Source organism: Idiomarina sp. OT37-5b, assembly GCF_002968395.1.
Classification (GTDB): domain Bacteria; phylum Pseudomonadota; class Gammaproteobacteria; order Enterobacterales; family Alteromonadaceae; genus Idiomarina; species Idiomarina aquatica.
Genome location: NZ_CP027188.1, coordinates 2114895 through 2137218, shown reverse-complemented (window position 1 = coordinate 2137218; position 22324 = coordinate 2114895). Strand labels below are relative to the sequence as shown.

General features: G+C 50.1%; 18 protein-coding genes, 2 tRNA genes and 3 rRNA genes. 22 read left to right on the top strand and 1 reads right to left on the bottom strand.

Annotated elements, in window-relative coordinates; genetic code table 11:
* The first annotated feature begins 12 nt into the window (after positions 1-12).
* From fliM to glnB, 9 genes are all read left to right on the top strand, one after another.
* The gene (gene fliM / locus C5610_RS10115) at positions 13-1077 is read left to right on the top strand and encodes a flagellar motor switch protein FliM (protein ID WP_105307055.1); all 1065 of its coding nucleotides are present in this window, start codon (positions 13-15) and stop codon (positions 1075-1077) included.
* A 32-nt stretch (positions 1078-1109) separates the two neighbouring features.
* Positions 1110-1544, top strand: a complete 435-nt coding sequence (gene fliN, locus C5610_RS10110; protein WP_105307054.1) for a flagellar motor switch protein FliN — start codon at positions 1110-1112, stop codon at positions 1542-1544.
* Positions 1545-1629: 85 nt separating this feature from the next.
* Complete coding sequence (gene fliO / locus C5610_RS10105) at positions 1630-1881, top strand: flagellar biosynthetic protein FliO (RefSeq protein ID WP_105307053.1); 252 nt, start codon at positions 1630-1632, stop codon at positions 1879-1881.
* Positions 1878-2624 carry a flagellar type III secretion system pore protein FliP gene (fliP, locus tag C5610_RS10100; protein ID WP_105307052.1) on the top strand — a complete coding sequence of 249 codons (747 nt, stop codon included), beginning with the start codon at positions 1878-1880 and terminating at the stop codon, positions 2622-2624. Before fliO ends, fliP begins: the two co-directional genes overlap by 4 nt.
* A gap of 8 nt (positions 2625-2632) precedes the next feature.
* Positions 2633-2902, top strand: a complete 270-nt coding sequence (gene fliQ / locus C5610_RS10095; protein ID WP_105307051.1) for a flagellar biosynthesis protein FliQ — start codon at positions 2633-2635, stop codon at positions 2900-2902.
* A complete protein-coding gene (fliR, locus tag C5610_RS10090; protein ID WP_105307050.1) occupies positions 2902-3684 on the top strand; it encodes a flagellar biosynthetic protein FliR in 783 nt (260 codons plus the stop codon). The genes fliQ and fliR overlap by 1 nt, the downstream gene beginning before the upstream one ends.
* A 9-nt stretch (positions 3685-3693) precedes the next feature.
* The gene (gene flhB / locus C5610_RS10085; protein ID WP_105307049.1) at positions 3694-4821 is read left to right on the top strand and encodes a flagellar biosynthesis protein FlhB; all 1128 of its coding nucleotides are present in this window, start codon (positions 3694-3696) and stop codon (positions 4819-4821) included.
* 76 nt (positions 4822-4897) lie between these two features.
* Complete coding sequence (locus C5610_RS10080; protein ID WP_105307790.1) at positions 4898-6541, top strand: NAD+ synthase; 1644 nt, start codon at positions 4898-4900, stop codon at positions 6539-6541.
* Positions 6542-6555: 14 nt separating this feature from the next.
* On the top strand, positions 6556-6894 hold the full coding sequence (glnB, locus tag C5610_RS10075; RefSeq protein WP_105307048.1) for a nitrogen regulatory protein P-II: 339 nt from the start codon (positions 6556-6558) through the stop codon (positions 6892-6894).
* Between the two features lie 39 nt (positions 6895-6933).
* Here the strand turns inward: glnB and C5610_RS10070 are convergent, their stop codons facing one another.
* Positions 6934-7692, bottom strand: coding sequence for an outer membrane protein assembly factor BamD (locus tag C5610_RS10070; RefSeq protein ID WP_105307047.1), 759 nt, complete (start codon positions 7690-7692; stop codon positions 6934-6936).
* 119 nt (positions 7693-7811) lie between these two features.
* Between C5610_RS10070 and rluD the strand changes: the two genes are divergently transcribed.
* From rluD to C5610_RS10005, 13 genes are all read left to right on the top strand, one after another.
* The gene (gene rluD, locus C5610_RS10065; protein ID WP_105307046.1) at positions 7812-8780 is read left to right on the top strand and encodes a 23S rRNA pseudouridine(1911/1915/1917) synthase RluD; all 969 of its coding nucleotides are present in this window, start codon (positions 7812-7814) and stop codon (positions 8778-8780) included.
* On the top strand, positions 8755-9462 hold the full coding sequence (gene pgeF, locus C5610_RS10060; RefSeq protein WP_105307045.1) for a peptidoglycan editing factor PgeF: 708 nt from the start codon (positions 8755-8757) through the stop codon (positions 9460-9462). The genes rluD and pgeF overlap by 26 nt, the downstream gene beginning before the upstream one ends.
* 68 nt (positions 9463-9530) lie before the next feature.
* Positions 9531-12101, top strand: coding sequence for an ATP-dependent chaperone ClpB (gene clpB / locus C5610_RS10055; RefSeq protein ID WP_105307044.1), 2571 nt, complete (start codon positions 9531-9533; stop codon positions 12099-12101).
* Positions 12102-12227: 126 nt separating this feature from the next.
* Entirely contained in the window at positions 12228-13058 is an 831-nt protein-coding gene (gene pssA / locus C5610_RS10050) for a CDP-diacylglycerol--serine O-phosphatidyltransferase (protein ID WP_105307043.1), read from the top strand.
* A gap of 372 nt (positions 13059-13430) precedes the next feature.
* A 16S ribosomal RNA gene (locus C5610_RS10045) occupies positions 13431-14973 on the top strand.
* A 110-nt stretch (positions 14974-15083) separates the two neighbouring features.
* Positions 15084-15160: transfer RNA gene (locus tag C5610_RS10040), tRNA-Ile, on the top strand.
* Between the two features lie 97 nt (positions 15161-15257).
* Positions 15258-15333, top strand: a tRNA-Ala gene (locus C5610_RS10035).
* Between the two features lie 242 nt (positions 15334-15575).
* Positions 15576-18456 (top strand): 23S ribosomal RNA (locus C5610_RS10030).
* Positions 18457-18584: 128 nt separating this feature from the next.
* A 5S ribosomal RNA gene (gene rrf, locus C5610_RS10025) occupies positions 18585-18700 on the top strand.
* The 16S, 23S and 5S rRNA genes sit together here with 2 tRNA genes alongside, the layout of an rRNA operon.
* 191 nt (positions 18701-18891) lie before the next feature.
* Positions 18892-19911 (top strand): UDP-N-acetylmuramate dehydrogenase, encoded by a 1020-nt coding sequence (murB, locus tag C5610_RS10020; RefSeq protein WP_105307042.1) that lies wholly within the window; start codon positions 18892-18894, stop codon positions 19909-19911.
* On the top strand, positions 19904-20884 hold the full coding sequence (gene birA, locus C5610_RS10015) for a bifunctional biotin--[acetyl-CoA-carboxylase] ligase/biotin operon repressor BirA (protein ID WP_105307041.1): 981 nt from the start codon (positions 19904-19906) through the stop codon (positions 20882-20884). Before murB ends, birA begins: the two co-directional genes overlap by 8 nt.
* A complete protein-coding gene (locus C5610_RS10010; RefSeq protein WP_105307040.1) occupies positions 20871-21644 on the top strand; it encodes a type III pantothenate kinase in 774 nt (257 codons plus the stop codon). Before birA ends, C5610_RS10010 begins: the two co-directional genes overlap by 14 nt.
* A 15-nt stretch (positions 21645-21659) precedes the next feature.
* On the top strand, positions 21660-22310 hold the full coding sequence (locus C5610_RS10005) for a tetratricopeptide repeat protein (RefSeq protein ID WP_105307039.1): 651 nt from the start codon (positions 21660-21662) through the stop codon (positions 22308-22310).
* Positions 22311-22324 lie beyond the last annotated feature (14 nt).

Here is a 22324-nt window from a genome sequence, read left to right as displayed (position 1 = left end):
GCGAATTAAATTGTGAGCGATTTATTATCACAAGATGAAATTGATGCGCTGTTACACGGTGTCGATGATGTTGAGGAGGAGGATGCCGAGTCCTCGGCAGCGGCGTCGGAAGCGTTAGATTACGACTTTTCATCGCAAGATCGAATCGTTCGTGGGCGCATGCCAACGCTGGAAATCGTTAATGAGCGTTTTGCGCGGCATATGCGTGTCAGTTTATTCAATATGATGCGGCGCACGGCAGAAGTGTCAATAAATGGTGTGCAGATGCTCAAATTCGGTGAGTACGTGCACACCTTGTTTGTGCCTACCAGCCTGAATATGGTGCGTTTTCGTCCATTAAAAGGAACGGCGCTGATTACCATGGAAGCGCGTCTGGTTTTTATTCTGGTGGACAACTTTTTTGGTGGCGACGGCCGTTACCACGCGAAAATCGAAGGGCGTGAGTTTACCCCGACAGAACGGCGCATCATTCAGATGTTGCTGAAGCTGATTTTCGAAGATTACAAAGAGGCCTGGGCGCCGGTTATGGATGTCGGTTTTGAGTACCTTGACTCGGAAGTTAACCCGGCAATGGCCAACATTGTGTCGCCAACCGAAGTGATTGTTATCAGTTCGTTTCATATTGAGCTGGATGGCGGTGGTGGTGATTTTCACATTGCGCTGCCGTACTCGATGCTGGAGCCGATCCGGGAATTGTTGGATGCCGGTGTGCAGTCGGACAAAGAAGATACCGATATGCGCTGGAGTAAGGCGCTACGCGACGAAATCATGGATGTACCGGTAGAAATGATTGCTAAACTGGCGGATCTTGACCTGTCGTTACGTGAGGTTATGGATTTGCAGGCGGGCGATATCATTCCACTGGAAGTGCCTGACAATTTGACCGTACTGATTGAAGATTTGCCAACCTTCCATGCGAAGTTAGGCCGGTCACGAGAAAATGTCGCGTTGAAAATTACCGATAAGATCAAACGGCCTGAAACCGTGAAATCCGATATCCATATGCTGACTCGCGGCGGACGTCGTATTGGTGGTGATGCCGAGTTGCGACAACTGGAAGAAGATATTGATTTGTAACAGCGTATGCTGCGCATGAATGAGGTTACCTGATGAGTAATGATGATAAAGATATGGACGATTGGGAAGCTGCAATGGCTGAGCAGGCTGCGGCAGAAGATGAAGAATCCGGTAAGAAGAAAAAAAGTTCGAGTCATTCGGGCATGGACGGTATCAAAACGGCTGAGCTGGAAGAGTTAAGTGATGATGAAGTCAGCGATGACGACAAACGCAAACTTGACGCGATTCTCGATATTCCGGTCACCATCTCGATGGAAGTGGGTCGTAGCCAAATCAGCATTCGTAACCTGCTGCAGCTAAACCAAGGCTCTGTGGTGGAACTTGAGCGAGTGGCCGGTGAACCGCTCGACGTTTTGGTAAACGGGACACTCATCGCGCACGGTGAAGTCGTGGTTGTAAACGATAAATTCGGGATTCGCCTTACAGATGTTATTAGCCAAATCGAGCGTATACGCAAGCTTCGCTAGCGCGTTTACGCTGCTTGTCAGTACCTCGGCAAGCGCTCAGCAAACGCAAGCGAACTCTCCCATCGGGGGAGCAGACATAGGCGCCATGTTATTGGCGCTTATTGTCGTTTTAGCGGTGATTATTGGCTTAGCCATGATCGCTAAGCGGCTTAACCTTAAGATACAGGGAAATGCCGACATGAAGGTACTAAGTGCGATGTCACTGGGTACCAAAGAGCGATTAATGATTGTGGAAGTGGCCGGTAAGAAACTGTTGCTCGGCGTGACTGCCCAACGCATCGACTGCTTAAAAGAACTACCTGACTCGGTAGAATTAAAAGGACAACAAAAATCATGAACCGAGTGAGCTTTTTCGTGATAGCGATGGTTTTGTTGCTGCTGCCTGATAGCGCCTGGGCTCTGCAGGATATCAGTGCGGTGACGGTTAAGACCAACCCAGATGGAAGCGAAGAGTATTCTGTAACGCTGCAAATTCTTGCCATCATGACCGCGCTGACGTTCATTCCGGCGATGGTCATTATGATGACGTCCTTTACGCGGATTATTATTGTGCTGGCAATTCTGCGTCAGGCAATAGGTCTACAACAATCACCGTCAAACCAAATTCTTATCGGTATCGCACTGTTTCTCTCATTTTTTATAATGAGTCCGGTGCTGAATGAAGTGAACGATAAGGCACTACAGCCTTATTTGAATGAGGAAGTGACATCAATGGAAGCGCTGGATAGAGCGAAAGCTCCGGTGAAAGCCTTTATGTTGTCACAAACACGTTTGACCGATTTAGAAACCTTTATCGAAATATCCGGCGAGCAAGGTATCGCTGAGCCCAACGATGTACCAATGTCGATTTTGATTCCGTCATTTATTACGTCGGAATTAAAAACGGCTTTTCAGATTGGGTTTATGATTTTCATTCCATTTCTGATTATTGACTTAGTGGTTGCGAGCGTATTGATGGCAATGGGTATGATGATGTTGTCACCGATGATCGTATCGTTGCCGTTTAAGCTGATGCTGTTTGTGCTGGTTGATGGTTGGAGCATGACCATGAGCACACTGGCCGGAAGCTTTGGGGTTTAGGGGGCACTATGAGTCCAGAGGTCTTTCTTGACGTTTTTTCAGAAGCGTTAAAAGTGATCGTTATTATGGTCGCTTTTATTATCGTACCGGGTCTCATCGTTGGCTTAATTGTGGCCGTATTCCAGGCTGCTACCTCAATCAACGAACAAACATTGAGCTTTTTACCGCGTTTACTTGTAACGCTTGCAGTAATTGGGCTAGGTGGCCATTTCCTGACCGAAATGGTGATGGACTTTACCATTGAAATGTACAACCGTATTCCCGAAGTGGTTGGCTGATGGATCTGGTGACCGCGAGTGTGATCGAGTGGCTACAACAGCATTTGTGGCCACTGACCCGAGTGTCATCCATGATCATGAGTATGGCACTTTTCTCTGGAACATTAGTTAATGCCCGTATTAAGACGTTGCTGTCGCTGGCGATTGTGTTTGCCGTTGCGCCCGCCTTACCTGAAGTCAACACGCCTTATGAAATGATGTCGGTCGGCGGTTTTGTTGTGACCGCACAGCAAGTTCTCATCGGTGTTGGTCTTGGCTTGCTGTCGGTGATATTTCTGCAAACCTTCGTGTTAGGTGGGCAGATCATTGCGATGCAAATAGGTCTGGGTTTTGCGTCCATGGTGGATCCGTCAAATGGTCAGCAGGTGCCAGTGGTTGCGCAGTTTTTCCTGATGCTGGCGAGTTTGATTTTTCTGGCACTGGATGGCCACCTATTGATGATCCAAATGGTTGTCGCTAGTTTTGAGTCGGTACCGATTGGTTTTAGCGGGCTCGATGCCGATGCTTTCCGCATGATCAGCGACTGGGGCAGTTATATGTTCTCAACCGCATTAACGGCAATGTTGTCGGGAATCATCGCGTTATTGTTAATTAATTTAAGCTTTGGCGTGATGACGCGAGCTGCACCTCAACTCAACATTTTTGCCATCGGTTTTCCGATAACAATGGTCAGCGGTTTAGTGGTTATATGGCTGACGCTTGGTGGTTTTATTTATCACTTTGAAAATCAATGGGCGCGCGTTGTTCAAACTATGTGTCAGTTGATCGGCAGTCAATGCTAGGAGGCAGTTGTGGCTGAGACGGATCAGGAACGCACAGAAGACCCCACAGAGAAACGAAAACAGCAGGCCCGCGAAAAGGGCCAGATAGCTCGTTCGAAAGAAATGGGCACGGCCTTCGTATTAGTCAGCGCTGCGGTTGCTTTTATGTGGTTTGGTGGCGCGTTATTCGATGGTTTGCGCTCAGTTTTTCAAACCTTTTTTACGCTCGATCGACAGCAGGCGTTTGATCCGAATAAAATGTACGAGGCCTTTGCCATTGCCTTTGGTGAAATCATCTGGCCAATTCTAATCATCTTTGCGTTTATTCTCGTTTTTACCTTCTTTGGGAACAGCTGGCTAGGCGGTATTAACTTTGCCTGGAAAGCAATGGCGCCTAAATTTTCACGCATGAGTCCACTCAATGGGTTTAAACGGATGTTCGGTGTGCAGGCACTGGTGGAACTGGTTAAAGGCTTGGCAAAGTTTCTCGTCGTTGCGGTAAGTGCGTTTCTGTTATTGGCCTGGCAGTACGACAATATTCTGCAAATATCGATGGGGCAGATGCCAAATATGATGGCAAATGCACTGGATATCCTGCTGTGGATGTTTTTATTGCTGTGCTGCTCGATCTTTTTGATTGTTGTGATCGATGCGCCCTTCCAGTTATGGAAGCATCAGAAAGATTTAAAAATGACCAAGCAAGAAGTAAAAGACGAGCATAAGGACAGTGAGGGTAGTCCGGAAGTCAAAGGGCGGATACGACGGCTGCAAATGGAAATGGCCAATCGCCGAATGATGCAGGAAGTGCCAAAAGCCGACGTGGTGGTCACCAACCCGACTCACTATGCTGTGGCCTTGAAGTATGAAGATAACGGTGCTCGCGCGCCGGTGGTACTGGCGAAAGGTAGTGACGAAACCGCGGCGAAGATCCGCGAAATCGCGTTGGAGTATGATATTCCACTGGTGCAATCGCCGGCACTGGCGCGCTCGATTTACCACACCACTGAGCTCGAACAGGAAATTCCTCAAGGCCTGTTTGTCGCCGTAGCGCAGGTACTGGCTTACGTTTATCAGCTGAAAATGCACAAGAAAGGCAAAGCCAAGCGACCGAACAAGCCCGCCTCCGATTTGCCGATACCGGACGATCTGAAATACTGACCGTCATTTGCGCAATGTTCCGCGCTACTATATTATTCGCCTCCATTATTTTATTGATAAAGCGGAACCGCAGTTTATGTCGCAGCTCTCAATTTGCCTGGCACAGTTGGATTTTACCGTCGGCGCCATTGATAACAACACAGCGATTATTTTAAAGACAATTCGTGAGCAAAGTGCTCAACACGACATCATTGTGTTTCCTGAGCTGGCCATCACGGGTTACCCCCCGGAAGATTTACTGAACCGGGCGGATCATCAGCGTGCCGTCGACAATGCCGTTGAACAAATCAGTGCTGCTGCGTCGGACTGTGTTGTCATTGTCGGGCACCCGAGCAAAACCGGTGAACAGCTGTTTAACGTAGTCTCGGTATTGCATCGTGGTGAGTGTCTGCAACGCTATCAGAAACAACGACTGCCTAATACCGGTGTTTTTGATGAGCAGCGTTATTTCATTCCGGGTAATAAGTCGGAAGTGTTCGAGTGGCAGGGTAAACGTATTGGCTTGATGATTTGTGAAGATCTCTGGCACCCCGAACCGCTCGCCAAGATGCTTGATGATGAGATCGACGCGATCGTTTCGGTTAACGCGTCACCTTATGAAATTGATAAGCATCAGCAACGTTTGTCGGTGTTACGACAACGAGTCGCCGAAATCAATAAGCCCATTATTTATTTAAACAACTGTGGCGGTCAGGACGAACTGGTATTTGACGGTCATTCCTTGGTGATTGACGGCCGTGGTCAGTTGATCGCCGAATTGCCGCACTGTCAAATGACCTTGGCGACGGTTGTGCTGGATGATCATGGCGTGCAATGTGAGTCATTTCGAGTTGAACAGGAGCAACCAGTTACTGAACAGCAACGATTGGCACACGTTTATGACGCATTGGTGTTATCGGTGCGCGACTACGTCAATAAGAACGGTTTTCAACGTGTTATCCTTGGTTTATCCGGTGGTATTGACTCAGCGCTGACCCTGGCGTTAGCGGTTGATGCGCTTGGCGCCGATCGGGTTCAGGCGGTGATGATGCCGTTTAAATATACGTCAAGTATGAGTCTGGAAGACGCGGAGCGACAGGCGAAAACAGCCGGGGTACAGTACGACGTGGTAACCATCGAGCCGATGTTTGATGCCTTTATGGGCCAGTTAGCGCCGTTCTTTGAGGGCAGTAAAACCGATACCACGGAGGAAAACCTGCAGTCACGTTGTCGTGGAGTGCTGTTGATGGCGTTATCGAATAAAACCGGCGCGTTAGTACTGACGACCGGTAATAAGAGTGAGATGGCCGTCGGTTATGCCACGTTATACGGCGACATGTGCGGTGGCTTTGCGCCGATTAAAGATGTGCCAAAGCAGTTAGTTTTTGAACTGGCGAAGTTCCGCAACAGCCGTTCAGAGATGATTCCAGAGCGCGTAATTACGCGGCCGCCGTCGGCCGAACTGGCACCGGATCAGGTCGATACCGACTCATTACCGGACTATAGCGATCTGGATCGGATTCTGGCATTGTATGTTGAACAGGATTGGTCACTGGCAGAAATTGTCGCTGCGGGCTTTGCCGAGGATGATGTCAGAAAAGTGCTTAAACTTGTTGATATCAATGAATATAAGCGGCGCCAGTCGGCCGTTGGTCCGAAAATAACGTCGCGTAACTTTGGTAAAGATCGACGTTATCCGATAACCAGTCATTATCGCTATGAAATTCAACGTCAACTGTAGACGGGAGCTGTGTGATGAAAAAAGTCGAAGCCATTATCAAGCCCTTTAAACTCGATGATGTGCGTGAAGCACTGTCGGAAGTCGGTATTGCAGGCATGACGGTTTCTGAGGTGAAAGGCTTCGGGCGTCAAAAAGGTCATACGGAATTGTATCGCGGTGCCGAATACATGGTGGACTTTCTGCCTAAGGTAAAACTGGAAGTGGTGGTTGCTGACAGTGATGTCGAACGGTGTATTGAAGCGATTATGGAAACCGCTCAAACGGGCAAAATCGGCGACGGTAAGATTTTTATTTCGGATGTAGAACGGGTCATTCGTATCCGTACCGGAGAAGAAAACGAACAAGCGGTGTGAGTAGCGTTTGTTAACGCCACTCACCCACGTTGGTGACTCTTAATCAATCAGTCGATTGTTTGGGTAGTTCGCTTTTAATACTGTTAGGGCATCCTGACGCAACTCATCCAGCCCCAATTGTTCATAACTTTCTACCATAATGGCCAGCGCGTTTTCGGCTTCCGGCATATCACCAAAATGCTCAACCACGTATCGGCCGCGGTTTGCTGCCGCCAGGTACGCTTGGCGCTCCATGTAATATTGAGCTACCGCCAGTTCTTTCTTGGCCAGCCGGCTTTTCAGTGCAATCATGCGTTGCTTGGCATCCGCAGCGTATTTACTGTCAGGAAATTTACGGATTAACTCAGCGAAATCCTTGAAGGCTTCTTTCGCCATCGTTGAGTCACGGTCCGAACGATCGATGCCGGCAATTTCATGAATGGCGTTGTATTCAGCACGCTGGTTAACCAAGCCGCGCATGTATAGGGCATAATCAACGTCTTTATGGTTGGGGTTCAAACTGATGAAACGGTCAATAGCCGCCAGCGCTTCATCGGTATTGTCGAGTTTGTAGTTGACGTAAATGAGATCCAATTGCACCTGGTGAGCAAACGGCCCAAACGGATAGCGCGAATTCAATGTGCTCAGCTGCTCTTGGGCGAGATTGAGGTTGCCCATTTCCAGTTGTTCCTGGGCCTGTTCGTACATCAACTCGATTTGCGAGTATTTTAAATCTTCACTTGAGTTGTCAGAATTGCTTGAGCAGCCCGCCAGGGACACACTCAACAGAGCCGACAGCAATAAAATACGACCTTTCATAAAACCTCAAAACGTTACATTACAGTGCATTTAACCGTGCAAAGGGTTACACTAGCATAGAATTTAATAGTTAGGCATTCTAACTCAGCATTAAGGGCTTTCACAGCAAAAACCAATTTATGAGCGAAACCATTCAACTAGAAGCCATTGTCCCGGAAGAACTCGCAGGGAAACGATTAGACCAGGCGCTTGCAGAGTTGTTCCCGGATTATTCCCGTTCTCGTATGAAAACGTGGATCACTGCCGGGCAAGTGTCCGTTGATGCCGAAACGGTAACAAAACCGCGGGAAAAATTGGAACTCGGTGCACTGGTGGCAGTGGATGCGGAGCTGGAAGCAGAAGAACGTCATGAGGCGCAGCCGATCACGCTGGATATCGTCTATGAAGATGATGACATCATCGTTATTAATAAACCAGCGGGACTGGTGGTCCATCCCGGCGCAGGAGCTCCTGATAATACGTTGCTGAACGGGCTTTTGCATCATTACCCTAAGATCGATCAGGTACCTCGCGCGGGCATTATTCACCGGCTGGATAAAGATACTACCGGCTTGATGGTGGTTGCTAAAACCGTACCGGCACAAACACAGCTGGTCGATATGATGCAAAAGCGTGAGATCCGCCGCGAATACGAAGCCATTTGTAATGGTGTAATGACTGCGGGTGGTATGGTCGATGAGCCTATCGGTCGGCACCCGACTAAGCGCACACATATGGCGGTCGTTGCCAGTGGTAAGCCGGCAGTCACTCATTATCGGGTGATGGAACGGTTACGTGCCCATACGCTGTTGCGACTGCGCCTGGAAACCGGGCGGACACACCAAATTCGTGTGCATATGGCACACATTCGTCATCCTTTGGTTGGCGACCTTACTTATGGTGGACGCCCGCGCCCGCCAAAACAGGCTTCCGATGATTTTTTGCAGACCTTACGAAACTTCAACCGGCAGGCGCTGCACGCTGCACAGTTGGCATTGCATCATCCGGTCAGCGGCGACTGGATGACCTTTGAAGCACCGCGGCCGGCAGATTTTGAAGCGCTGTTGGATGCGATGAGAGAAGATGCCAAAGCGCATTCTGCAACCTGATTGGGCGTTACCTGATAACGTCGGCGCCGCCTTTACCACTCGTCAATTCGGTAATATTGCTGCGCACGTAAATGATGATCCCGCCGGAGTTGTGCTGCGCCGGCGGCGGTTAATACGGGAGCTAGCGATCGCAAGACCCGTTGCCTATTTAGCTCAGCAACACACCCGCATTGTTTCTACCTGGCCAGTCATTCAAACGCCTTCCGATGGCATCATCGCAGACCAACCCAGCGCGGCTTGTGCGGTGTTGACGGCCGACTGTCTGCCATTGCTGTTATGCTCACGTGATGGTCAGCAGATTGCCGCAGTGCACGCTGGCTGGCGAGGCCTTGCCAGCGGTATTCTTAGTCGCGCTGTGGCACAGATGCCGACATCGCCGGCGCAATTGATGTTATGGATTGGGCCGGCGATTTGCCAGAATTGCTTTCAGGTTGGTGACGATGTCCGTGATAGCTTCCTAACTGCATTGGGTGATGTTGCCGTTAACCGTCATTTTAGCGCCGATCAAGACCGTTGGCGCGCCGATCTGCCCGGACTCGCCGAACACCAGGCGCGTGTGCTGGGTATAGCATCAATAACCCAAAGCGGGCTGTGCACATCCTGCCGTTCCGATCAGTTTTACTCTTACCGTCGACACAAAGACAGCGGACGATTTGCGTCAATCATTTGGCGAAAATCGTAAGGCATTACTTGAATTTGCGTAAAAAGTACCCACATTTCTGGTAATGAAACAGATTTGAGGAAGTACCTATGCGACACGATAAATTCACCAGCAAATTTCAAATGGCGATAGCGGATGCGCAGTCGTTAGCGGTCGGCCGTGATCACCAGTTTATTGAACCCGTACACCTGATGCAGGCGATGTTGGATCAGGATGGTGGCGCAATACGCCCGTTATTTACCATGATCGGTGCTGACATTCCGCAATTCCGCTCTGGTTTGGCAAAGGCACTGGATACATTGCCCCAGGTCGAGGGTACCGGCGGCGATGTACAGATTTCGCAAAACACCGTACGACTGTTAAACCTCTGTGATAAATATGCGCAGAAACGCAATGACAGCTACATTTCTTCTGAGCTGTTTTTATTAGCAGCAACCGAAGATAAAGGCGCACTTGGTGAGTTGATGAAAAAAGTCGGTATCACCAAAGAGAAGCTGGAAAAGGCGATTGATGATGTGCGTGCCGGTGAAAAAGTTGACGACCCGAATGCCGAAGATAAGCGACAGGCATTGGATAAGTACACCATTGATCTGACCGAGCGCGCGGAGCAGGGCAAACTGGATCCGGTCATTGGTCGTGACGAAGAAATCCGTCGCACCATTCAGGTGTTGCAACGTCGCACCAAGAATAACCCCGTTCTGATTGGTGAACCCGGGGTCGGTAAAACGGCGATTGTTGAGGGATTGGCGCAGCGTATTATTAATGGTGAGGTTCCCGAAGGTCTTAAACATAAGCGGGTGTTATCACTGGATCTGGGGGCTCTGCTGGCCGGGGCGAAATACCGCGGTGAGTTCGAAGAACGGTTAAAAGCGGTATTGACCGAACTGTCAAAAGAAGAAGGACGCATCATCCTCTTTATTGATGAGCTGCACACCATGGTCGGTGCGGGTAAAGCTGACGGTGCTATGGATGCCGGTAATATGTTAAAGCCGGCGCTGGCGCGCGGCGAGTTGCATTGTGTTGGTGCCACTACGCTGGATGAATATCGTCAATACATTGAGAAAGATGCGGCGTTGGAACGCCGTTTCCAGAAAGTGCTGGTGGACGAGCCCACGGTCGAGGATACCATCGCCATTCTGCGTGGCCTGAAGGAGCGCTACGAAATTCACCACTCGGTTGAAATTACCGATCCGGCTATCGTCGCGGCAGCGTCGTTGTCGCATCGTTACATCAGTGACCGCAAACTGCCGGATAAAGCGATTGATCTAATTGATGAGGCGGCATCAAGTATTCGTATGCAGATCGATTCTAAACCCGAAGAGCTGGACCGGTTGGAGCGCCGCATCATTCAGTTAAAACTGGAGCGTCAGGCGTTGCAGAAGGAAAAAGACGATGCGAGCAAGAAGCGGTTAGAAGCACTGCACGAAGAGCTTGACGATCAGGAACGCAAATACAAAGAATTGGAAGAAGTCTGGAACTCGGAGAAAGCGGCGGTTCAAGGCACTCAACACATTAAATCGCAGTTAGAACAAGCACGCACTGATATGGACATTGCCCGTCGTGCCGGCGATCTCAATCGCATGTCGGAATTGCAATATGGGCGTATCCCTGAGCTTGAGCGTCAATTGGATCTTGCGCTACAGGCCGAAATGCAGGACATGAGTCTGTTGAAAAATCGCGTCAGTGATGAAGAGATTGCTGATGTGTTGTCGCGCTGGACGGGTATACCGGTCAGTAAAATGCTCGAAGGAGAGCGCGAGAAGCTGGTTAAGATGGAAGAGAATCTGCATAAACGTGTGGTTGGTCAAAATGAAGCCGTCGATGCCGTAGCCAATGCAATTCGTCGTTCACGAGCGGGCTTGGGCGATCCGAACCGTCCGATTGGGTCGTTTTTATTCCTTGGTCCGACTGGGGTTGGTAAGACCGAGTTATCCAAGGCACTAGCGAACTTTTTGTTTGACACCGATGACGCAATGGTACGCATCGATATGTCCGAGTTTATGGAAAAACATTCGGTGTCACGTTTGGTCGGTGCGCCTCCGGGCTATGTTGGCTATGAAGAAGGCGGTTATTTAACCGAAGCTGTGCGACGTAAACCTTATTCGGTGATTCTTCTGGACGAAGTGGAAAAAGCGCACCCGGATGTTTTTAATATTCTGTTGCAGGTCCTGGACGATGGTCGCTTAACGGACGGGCAGGGTCGTACCGTTGATTTTAAAAACACGGTGATCATTATGACCTCGAACCTGGGATCGGATTTAATTCAGGAGCATGCTCATGAAAATAGCTATGAGCAGATGAAAGCGATGGTGATGAATGTGCTCAGCCAGCACTTCCGTCCGGAGTTCATCAACCGGGTTGATGACACGGTGGTATTCCACCCACTCGGACAGGCGGAGATTCGCTCGATTGCGCAGGCGCAACTGCAATTATTGTACAAGCGTCTGGAAGAACGTGATTATGCGATAGAACTGGATGATGCCGCGTTGGATCATCTGGCGAAAACCGGTTTTGATCCGGTCTTTGGTGCACGACCTTTAAAACGTGCGATTCAGCACGAGTTGGAGAACCCGTTGGCACAGAAGATTCTGGCGGGTGAACTAACGCCGGGACAGACTATTAGAGTGTCGGTCGAGGATGAGAAACTCGTCATTCATTAATCGCTAAAGCCCACCTTGCGGTGGGCTTTTTGATTTCTGGCTGTTGAAAAGTTGGGTTTTCAAGGTTTGTAGCGACTGTGCTAGACTAAATCATTATTGAATTGACACACTAAGGAACGTCCAAGCATGGCAACAGACAGTAATAAACGCCGCGGCATTTACCTTTTACCGAACCTTTTTACAACAGCCGGGCTATTTTCTGGCTTTTACGCGATCGTGGCGTCAATGAATGAACGCTATATAGAAGCGGCCGTTGCGATTTTCATTGCCATGGTATTTGACGGAGTCGATGGCCGGGTCGCGCGCATGACCAATACCGAAAGTGACTTTGGTGCCGAGTACGACAGTATGGCCGACATTGTTTCTTTTGGTATGGCACCGGCATTAGTGATGTATAACTACGCGTTAAGTGACCTCGGTAAGCTCGGCTGGCTCGCGGCGTTTATCTTTGTTGCTGGTGGTGCGTTAAGACTGGCGCGGTTTAACACCAATTTAGGAACAGCGGATAAGCGTTACTTCCAGGGGCTCGCCATTCCAAGTGCAGCCGCTGTCGTTTCAGGTTTAGTCTGGGTGGGTACCGAGTACGGTATTGATGGCAGCGATATGGGCAGCTTTGCGGCACTCGTTACTATTTGTGCGGGATTATTGATGGTTACCAACTTCCGCTACCATTCATTTAAGGATGTCGACTGGAAAGGAAAGGTATCCTTTGTTGTTATCCTGGTCGTTGTGTTGGCTTTCGTCATCGTAGCAACCCAGCCGTCATTGGTTTTATTTGGAATCTTCTTCCTTTATGCCTTGTCAGGCCCGGTGCTGACCATAAAGAATGTGAAGAAGCTAAAATTAGAACATGTGGTTGGTGACGAGGACAGTAATGACGCAGATTTTAAAGCTGAAGGGCAAAATGATGCCAAAGAGGCTAAAAAATCAACGGAAAAAAGCGATTCTGAACAATAACTGAGCAGTTGAAAACTTTTTCCCAAAAAGTGCTTGCAAGGCGAGATAAGATCTCTATAATTCGCCGCCGTTGTCAGGGAGAAAGGCGCACGCGAGACGAGTAGCCGGCTTCCGACAACGGAAGAAAAAAGAGTTATCAAAAAGCAGAAAAAAGCGCTTGACGATAACGAAAAGGGATGTAAAATACGCGTCCCTGCTTCGGAAAGAAGCAACGCTCTTTAACAATATATCAAGCCAAGCAAACTGTGTGGGCACTTGCAAAAGTTAAGCAAAACGAACTATGTATTGCAACTTTTGAATGAGTGTTCAGCAAGGTTTCAAATTTGAAGCTAAGCAAAAACGCGTAATTCATTGAGTTGATTGAACTACTTTTAATTGAAGAGTTTGATCATGGCTCAGATTGAACGCTGGCGGCAGGCCTAACACATGCAAGTCGAGCGGTAACAGGAAGAAGCTTGCTTCTTTGCTGACGAGCGGCGGACGGGTGAGTAATACTTGGGAACTTGCCTCTAGGCGGGGGACAACCACTGGAAACGGTGGCTAATACCGCATAATGTCTACGGACCAAAGTGGGGGACCTTCGGGCCTCACACCTAGAGATGGGCCCAAGCGGGATTAGCTAGTTGGTGAGGTAACGGCTCACCAAGGCGACGATCCCTAGCTGTTCTGAGAGGATGATCAGCCACACTGGGACTGAGACACGGCCCAGACTCCTACGGGAGGCAGCAGTGGGGAATATTGGACAATGGGGGCAACCCTGATCCAGCCATGCCGCGTGTGTGAAGAAGGCCTTCGGGTTGTAAAGCACTTTCAGTGGTGAGGAAAGGGTAATCGTTAATAGCGGTTACAGTTGACGTTAGCCACAGAAGAAGCACCGGCTAACTCCGTGCCAGCAGCCGCGGTAATACGGAGGGTGCAAGCGTTAATCGGAATTACTGGGCGTAAAGCGTACGTAGGCGGTGTGTTAAGCAAGATGTGAAAGCCCCGGGCTCAACCTGGGAATGGCATTTTGAACTGGCACGCTAGAGTCCTGAAGAGGGTGGTAGAATTTCCAGTGTAGCGGTGAAATGCGTAGATATTGGAAGGAATACCGGTGGCGAAGGCGGCCACCTGGTCAGAGACTGACGCTGAGGTACGAAAGCGTGGGGAGCAAACAGGATTAGATACCCTGGTAGTCCACGCCGTAAACGATGTCAACTAGTTGTTCGTGTCTTTAAGACGTGAGTAACGCAGCTAACGCACTAAGTTGACCGCCTGGGGAGTACGGCCGCAAGGTTAAAACTCAAATGAATTGACGGGGGCCCGCACAAGCGGTGGAGCATGTGGTTTAATTCGATGCAACGCGAAGAACCTTACCATCCCTTGACATCCAGTGAACTTTCTAGAGATAGATTGGTGCCTTCGGGAACACTGAGACAGGTGCTGCATGGCTGTCGTCAGCTCGTGTTGTGAGATGTTGGGTTAAGTCCCGCAACGAGCGCAACCCTTATCCTTAGTTGCCAGCACGTAATGGTGGGAACTCTGGGGAGACTGCCGGTGATAAACCGGAGGAAGGTGGGGACGACGTCAAGTCATCATGGCCCTTACGGGATGGGCTACACACGTGCTACAATGGCGCGTACAAAGGGCAGCGAACCTGCGAAGGTAAGCGAATCTCATAAAGCGCGTCGTAGTCCGGATTGGAGTCTGCAACTCGACTCCATGAAGTCGGAATCGCTAGTAATCGTGGATCAGAATGCCACGGTGAATACGTTCCCGGGCCTTGTACACACCGCCCGTCACACCATGGGAGTGGGCTGCACCAGAAGTGGTTAGTTTAACCTTCGGGAGAACGATCACCACGGTGTGGTTCATGACTGGGGTGAAGTCGTAACAAGGTAGCCGTAGGGGAACCTGCGGCTGGATCACCTCCTTACATTATGCTGACTGATGTGAGTGTCCACACAGTTTGCCGGCTTGATAAAATACAGAGATACATTTGGGTAGCTTGTGCCTTTGGCACAAGATGATGCCTGAAGGTTTACTGGGTCTGTAGCTCAGCTGGTTAGAGCGCACCCCTGATAAGGGTGAGGTCGGTAGTTCAAGTCTACTCAGACCCACCATTTTGAGCGCCTGGGCTGCGTTGGAAAGTCACTCGCATACTGGTGTATGCTTCGCGACTTCCCGCCTTGCCAGTCACTCAAAAATGAGGCTTTATCCGGGGCCATAGCTCAGCTGGGAGAGCGCCTGCCTTGCACGCAGGAGGTCAGCGGTTCGATCCCGCTTGGCTCCACCACTTATTATCTCTGTAGCAATACGACGTTAGCGCTAAGCGTTCAGGACTTGAATGTTTACCGGTAACTTTGTGTTACACGCTCTTTAACAACATGGAAAGCTGATTGTAAAAAGAAAGAAATGCCACTCTATTTGAACCTTTGTGATTAGGTAGAGGCGTATCGAACTTGTGTACAGCGAGAACAAACAATCTTAGTTGCGATTACAGCATCTGAAGGGTCACAGACACTTTGGTTGTTGTATGGTTAAGTGACTAAGCGTACACGGTGGATGCCTAGGCAGTTGGAGGCGATGAAGGACGTACTAACTTGCGATAAGCCATGATAAGCCAGTAAGAGGCACTTGAGTCATGGATTTCCGAATGGGGAAACCCACTCTGTTTACAGAGTATCCGGCACTGAATCTATAGGTGTCAGGAGGCAAACCCGGAGAACTGAAACATCTAAGTACCCGGAGGAAAAGAAATCAACCGAGATTTCCTTAGTAGCGGCGAGCGAACGGGAAACAGCCCTTAAGCTTTACATGCGTTAGCAGAATCTGTTGGGAAGCAGAGCCAGAGACGGTGATAGCCCGGTATGTGACGGCGCATGAAAAGTGAAATCGAGTAGGTCGGGACACGTGTTATCTTGACTGAATATGGGGGGACCATCCTCCAAGGCTAAATACTCCCAACTGACCGATAGTGAACCAGTACCGTGAGGGAAAGGCGAAAAGAACCCCGGCGAGGGGAGTGAAATAGAACCTGAAACCGTGTACGTACAAGCAGTAGGAGCCTCCTTGTGGGGTGACTGCGTACCTTTTGTATAATGGGTCAGCGACTTATATTTTGTAGCAAGGTTAACCGTATAGGGAAGCCGTAGGGAAACCGAGTCTTAACTGGGCGTCGAGTTGCAAGGTATAGACCCGAAACCGGGCGATCTAACCATGAGCAGGTTGAAGGTTGAGTAACATCAACTGGAGGACCGAACCCACTAATGTTGAAAAATTAGGGGATGACTTGTGGCTAGGAGTGAAAGGCTAATCAAGCCCGGAGATAGCTGGTTCTCCCCGAAATCTATTTAGGTAGAGCCTCGGACGAATACCTGCGGGGGTAGAGCACTGTTTGGGCTAGGGGGTCATCCCGACTTACCAACCCCATGCAAACTCCGAATACCGCAGAGTACTATCCGGGAGACACACGGCGGGTGCTAACGTCCGTCGTGGAGAGGGAAACAACCCAGACCGCCAGCTAAGGTCCCAAAGTTATGGCTCAGTGGGAAACGATGTGGGAAGGCACAGACAGCTAGGAGGTTGGCTTAGAAGCAGCCACCCTTTAAAGAAAGCGTAATAGCTCACTAGTCGAGTCGGCCTGCGCGGAAGATGTAACGGGGCTAAGCCATACACCGAAGCTGCGGCAGCAACTTGTTGCTGGGTAGGGGAGCGTTCTGTAAGCGGATGAAGGTGTGTTGAGAAGCATGCTGGACGTATCAGAAGTGCGAATGCTGACATGAGTAACGATAATGGGAGTGAAAAACTCCCACGCCGGAAGACCAAGGTTTCCTATCCCATGCTAATCAGGGTAGGGTAAGTCGGCCCCTAAGGCGAGGCGGAAACGCGTAGTCGATGGGAAACAGGTTAATATTCCTGTACCGATGTTTATTGCGATGGGGGACGGAGAAGGCTAGGCAGGCCAGGCGTTGGTAGTCCTGGTGAAAGTGCGTAGGCTGAGAGCTTAGGAAAATCCGGGCTCTTAAGGTCGAGACACGAGACGAGTACCTACGGGTGCGAAGCTGTTGATGCCATGCTTCCGGGAAAAGCCTCTAAGCTTCAGATAAACATCGACCGTACCCGAAACCGACACAGGTGGTCAGGTAGAGAATACTAAGGCGCTTGAGAGAACTCGGGTGAAGGAACTAGGCAAAATAGTACCGTAACTTCGGGAGAAGGTACGCCACTGTTGGTGAAGACTTCGCGTCGTAAGCTGATGGTGGTCGCAGTGACCAGGTGGCTGGGACTGTTTATTAAAAACACAGCACTCTGCTAACTCGAAAGAGGACGTATAGGGTGTGACACCTGCCCGGTGCCGGAAGGTTAATTGATGGGGTTAGCGTAAGCGAAGCTCTTGATCGAAGCCCCGGTAAACGGCGGCCGTAACTATAACGGTCCTAAGGTAGCGAAATTCCTTGTCGGGTAAGTTCCGACCTGCACGAATGGTGTAACCATGGCCACGCTGTCTCCACCCGAGACTCAGTGAAATTGAAATCGCTGTGAAGATGCAGTGTACCCGCGGCTAGACGGAAAGACCCCGTGAACCTTTACTACAGCTTGGCACTGAACATTGAACCTACATGTGTAGGATAGGTGGGAGGCTTTGAAGCACTGGCGCCAGTTGGTGTGGAGCCATCCTTGAAATACCACCCTTGTATGTTTGATGTTCTAACTTGGCACCCTAATCGGGTGTGAGGACAGTGCCTGGTGGGTAGTTTGACTGGGGCGGTCTCCTCCCAAAGAGTAACGGAGGAGCACGAAGGTTGGCTAAGTACGGTCGGACATCGTACGGTTAGTGTAATGGCAGAAGCCAGCTTAACTGCGAGACAGACACGTCGAGCAGATACGAAAGTAGGTCATAGTGATCCGGTGGTTCTGAATGGAAGGGCCATCGCTCAACGGATAAAAGGTACTCCGGGGATAACAGGCTGATACCGCCCAAGAGTTCATATCGACGGCGGTGTTTGGCACCTCGATGTCGGCTCATCACATCCTGGGGCTGAAGTCGGTCCCAAGGGTATGGCTGTTCGCCATTTAAAGTGGTACGCGAGCTGGGTTTAGAACGTCGTGAGACAGTTCGGTCCCTATCTGCCGTGGGCGTTTGAGAGTTGAGAGGGGCTGCTCCTAGTACGAGAGGACCGGAGTGGACGAACCTCTGGTGTTCCGGTTGTCACGCCAGTGGCACTGCCGGGTAGCTACGTTCGGAATCGATAACCGCTGAAAGCATCTAAGCGGGAAGCGAGCCTCGAGATAAGCTCTCACTAGCACTTTAAGTGCTCTGAAGGGTCGTTGAAGACGACAACGTTGATAGGCGGGGTGTGGAAGCGTAGTAATGCGTTGAGCTAACCCGTACTAATTGCCCGTGAGACTTAACCATACAACACCCAAGGTGTTTGGGAATCGTTAAGCACAAGCACGATACCTTTACCGAATAACAGAGGTTGCGCAGAGCGCGACATCAAACGAGTGGCATTACAATCAGCCTTCATGTTGTGACAGTTTTTGTCTGGCGGCCATAGCGGTATGGCACCACCTGGCTCCATTCCGAACCCAGAAGTGAAACATACCAGCGCCGATGGTAGTGTGGGGTCTCCCCATGTGAGAGTAGGACACCGCCAGACTTCAAATTAAGGAAAGCCCCGGGCTCACGCTCGGGGCTTTTTTTTTATGCCCGCTCGGCCCGCGGCGTTACCTTCAGCCGATGGTGACCGACGATCTGAACCCGCACCCTTGTCGCTTTGCTGTCTTATAGAGTTCCGGTTCTTTCGCTGGCTATGCTACAATTTTGGCAATCAAATTAATTGGGTAACGCATGTCGGTCGATCTGCAACAACTTCATACCTTTCAATTACCTGCTAAAGCTTCTGCATTATTTAGGTTGTCCTCGCTGGCACAATTGCCGGACTTGGCGAAACTGGATAACGTTATCATCCTCGCCGGTGGCAGTAATACCTTATTTATAGATGATTATCAGGGCACCGTTGTTGTCCCGGACTTTACCGGTATTGAAGAAAGCGAAACAGCAACCGACTACAAACTTCGGGTTGGTGCCGCTGAAAACTGGCATCAACTGGTGAACTATTGCCTCACTAAAAACATCAACGGGTTGGAAAACCTCGCCCTGATCCCGGGCACCGTTGGCGCAGCGCCTGTGCAGAATATTGGCGCCTACGGCATTGAAGTAGGCACTTTTATTGATAGTGTGGAAGTTGTCGACATCAACGCGGCAAAGCAACAGCGCTTTTCAGTCAAGGATTGTCAGTTCGCCTATCGTGACAGTTTATTCAAACAAAACCCAGGCAGATACCTGATAACCCACGTCAACTTTAACATCCCCAAGCAATGGCAACCGGTTCTGAGCTACGGACCTTTACAGAGCTTGATCGGTAAGGAAGTTAATGCCCGAGCCGTTTACGACAAAGTGATTGAAGTGCGACAAAGCAAGCTACCTGATCCTGAGATCACACCAAATGCCGGCAGCTTTTTTAAGAATCCGGTGGTATCAAAGCAACATCTGCAACAGATTCTCGAAAATCATCCTGATGTTGTGTATTTCCAACACGGTAATGATGTGAAGCTCGCAGCGGGTTGGATGATTGATCGAGTCGGACTTAAAGGACTCGAGATTAATGGTGCCGCGGTACATCAGCAACAGGCATTGGTGTTGGTCAACAAGGGCACTGCAACCGCAGATGCCGTTATTCGTTTATGCCGAAAGATTGTGCATGAGGTTTTCCACGCATTTGCTGTGCGCTTAGAGCCGGAAGTCCGATTAATTGGTCGAGCCGGGTTATTAAGTCCACCTGAGCTGGAGAGCCTGTTGTATGAATAATCGCATCAATGATGTGTTGCAGTTGCTAGCCGACGGACGTTTTCATTCTGGTCAGGCACTCGGTGAGCAACTGGGCGTAACCCGAGCCGCCATTAACCAGCATATCCAAAAGCTGATTGAACTGGGCGTAGAGGTCTTTTCGGTGCATGGCAAGGGCTATCGGCTGGGACATCGACTGGAACTGCTGGACGCTGGAACGATCGCTGCGGCTGCCGCAGTTAATCAACAACAGCTTGAAGTACAGTCAGTGGTTGGCTCAAGCAACGATGAGATTCGTACCCTCAGTCACGCTAAAGCGTTACCGGCGGGTTACGCGGTATTTGCAGAAGCACAAACGGCCGGACGCGGACGTCGCGGTAAGCCCTGGTTCTCGCCTTTTGGCAGTAATCTTTATATCAGCATTTACTGGCCGTTAACGGACGGCATTAATAGTGCGATGGGTCTGAGTCTGGTTGTCGGCGTTGCCGTTGCGGACGCGTTAACGGCGCTGGGTATAAAAGATGTTGGTGTCAAATGGCCGAACGACGTTTACGTTGAACATAAAAAACTCGCCGGAATTCTGGTTGAACTGGACTCACGCTCTGATGGGCAAAGCACTAGCGTAATTGGTATTGGTGTAAACTTGCGCATGCCTGAACAAGGCGCTAAAGCCATCGACCAACGTTGGACCGATATTGCGGCACATATTTCCGCGGATTGGTCGCGTAATGCGATTGCAGGAAGTATTTACCGGAATGTTCTGGATGCCCTGGAACGCTTTAGCCAGTATGGATTAGAACCAACCCGGAATAAGTGGGTCAGTTATGACATTTATCTTAATCAACCGGTGACATTAATGATGGGACAGCGGACGGTTTCAGGGATTTGCCGTGGGATCGACGAGAATGGTGCCATTTTGCTCGACCAGCAGGGCAGTATTATTCGTTATTTTGGCGGCGAGGTATCGCTGAGGGCGGCACATGTTATTGATTGATAACGGTAATACCCGGACCAAGTTTGTCGTATATGATGATGGCAAGGTGGTCTTCGAAGAAAAACTCGTGAACACCGAAATCGCACAGAAGCTCGATCAGCACTGGTGTACGAAGCTAAGCAGCGCGCTTGGTAAGCAGCCTCGTGCGTGGGGGTGCCGTGTCGGTGCTCCTGAGGCAGCGAGGTTGATTGAGGCGAAGCTCGCGTCCGTTGTTGGTCCGGTGAACTGGTTACATACCCAACGCGAATTTGGTGGTGTGACTAATGGTTACGGTTCGGACTGGTCGAAACTCGGTGCGGATCGCTGGTTCGCGTTGGTTGGCTATCGAAGTCTACGCCAGGACAACGCGCTTATTATTGATGCCGGTACGGCGCTTACCATCGACTGGCTGAAACAGGACGGCCATCACCTTGGTGGATGGATTGTGCCAGGGCGGCGTCTGATGCAGGAATCCCTGCATAAAGGTACCGCAAACCTTTCCGATTTGTTATCAGAATCCTGCCATAGGGTGCCGGCCGTGAATACACAGCAGGGCATGAGCTATGGCGTCCATTATGCTCTGGTGGGAGCAATAGCGCAGGCATTAACAGCGTCTGCAGACGTATTTGCGCAACAACCCTTCTCGGTGGTGGTGACCGGTGGTGATGGCGAACGACTGTTAAAGTCATTGCAAAAGGTGGAAAACGTCAGTTACCAACGCATTGACGATTTGGTATTTAAGGGATTAGCAATCGCTGCCGATAACAGTGATATCGGTTGAATAAGAGGTTTCTTCATGGCGAAAATATGGCTCCAGTCGCCGGCGCTAGTCCTGTCTGCAGCGCTGCTGTCAGCATCTGCACTTGCTCAACAGTCCGAACCCGCTGATGAGTTAGAGGCGGTTCAGCTTTATACCGATGAAGCGCTGGTCAGTATGTTCGAGGATAATCGTCACTTGCAACAGGTTGAGCAGATCGATCGCTGCCAATTGGTCATGGACATCGAAGCTCAGGCTGAACTTGAGCAACGTCCGACGTATCAGTTTCTCTATGGTGATATGTTAGCTTGGGGCGTTTGTTATGAGCGCGATGTCGAGCTTGGGCTGCATTATATGCGTGTGGCTGCGGATCAAGGGTTGATTCAGGCGCTTGAGCAGCTTGGTCGCTATTACCATACGGGCACTATAGTCCAGCAAGACACTGAGCGGGCTATTCGCTATTTGCGTGAAGCGGCGTCTTTAGGTAACTTAGCCGCGCAAAAACGTTTTGCCGATATCATGCTGGCCGGCAACGGCAGTCCTTATGACTTTACCCACGCCTATCACTGGCTGCATCATGCGGAAACCGGCGATCGTGACGAACATCAGCGTATTCAACAAAAGCTCGAGCAACTGGCTAAATTGATGCCACCCTCCGCCGTCGAAAAAGCCCGCCAAAAATTACTTTAAGGCGGGCTTGGTAA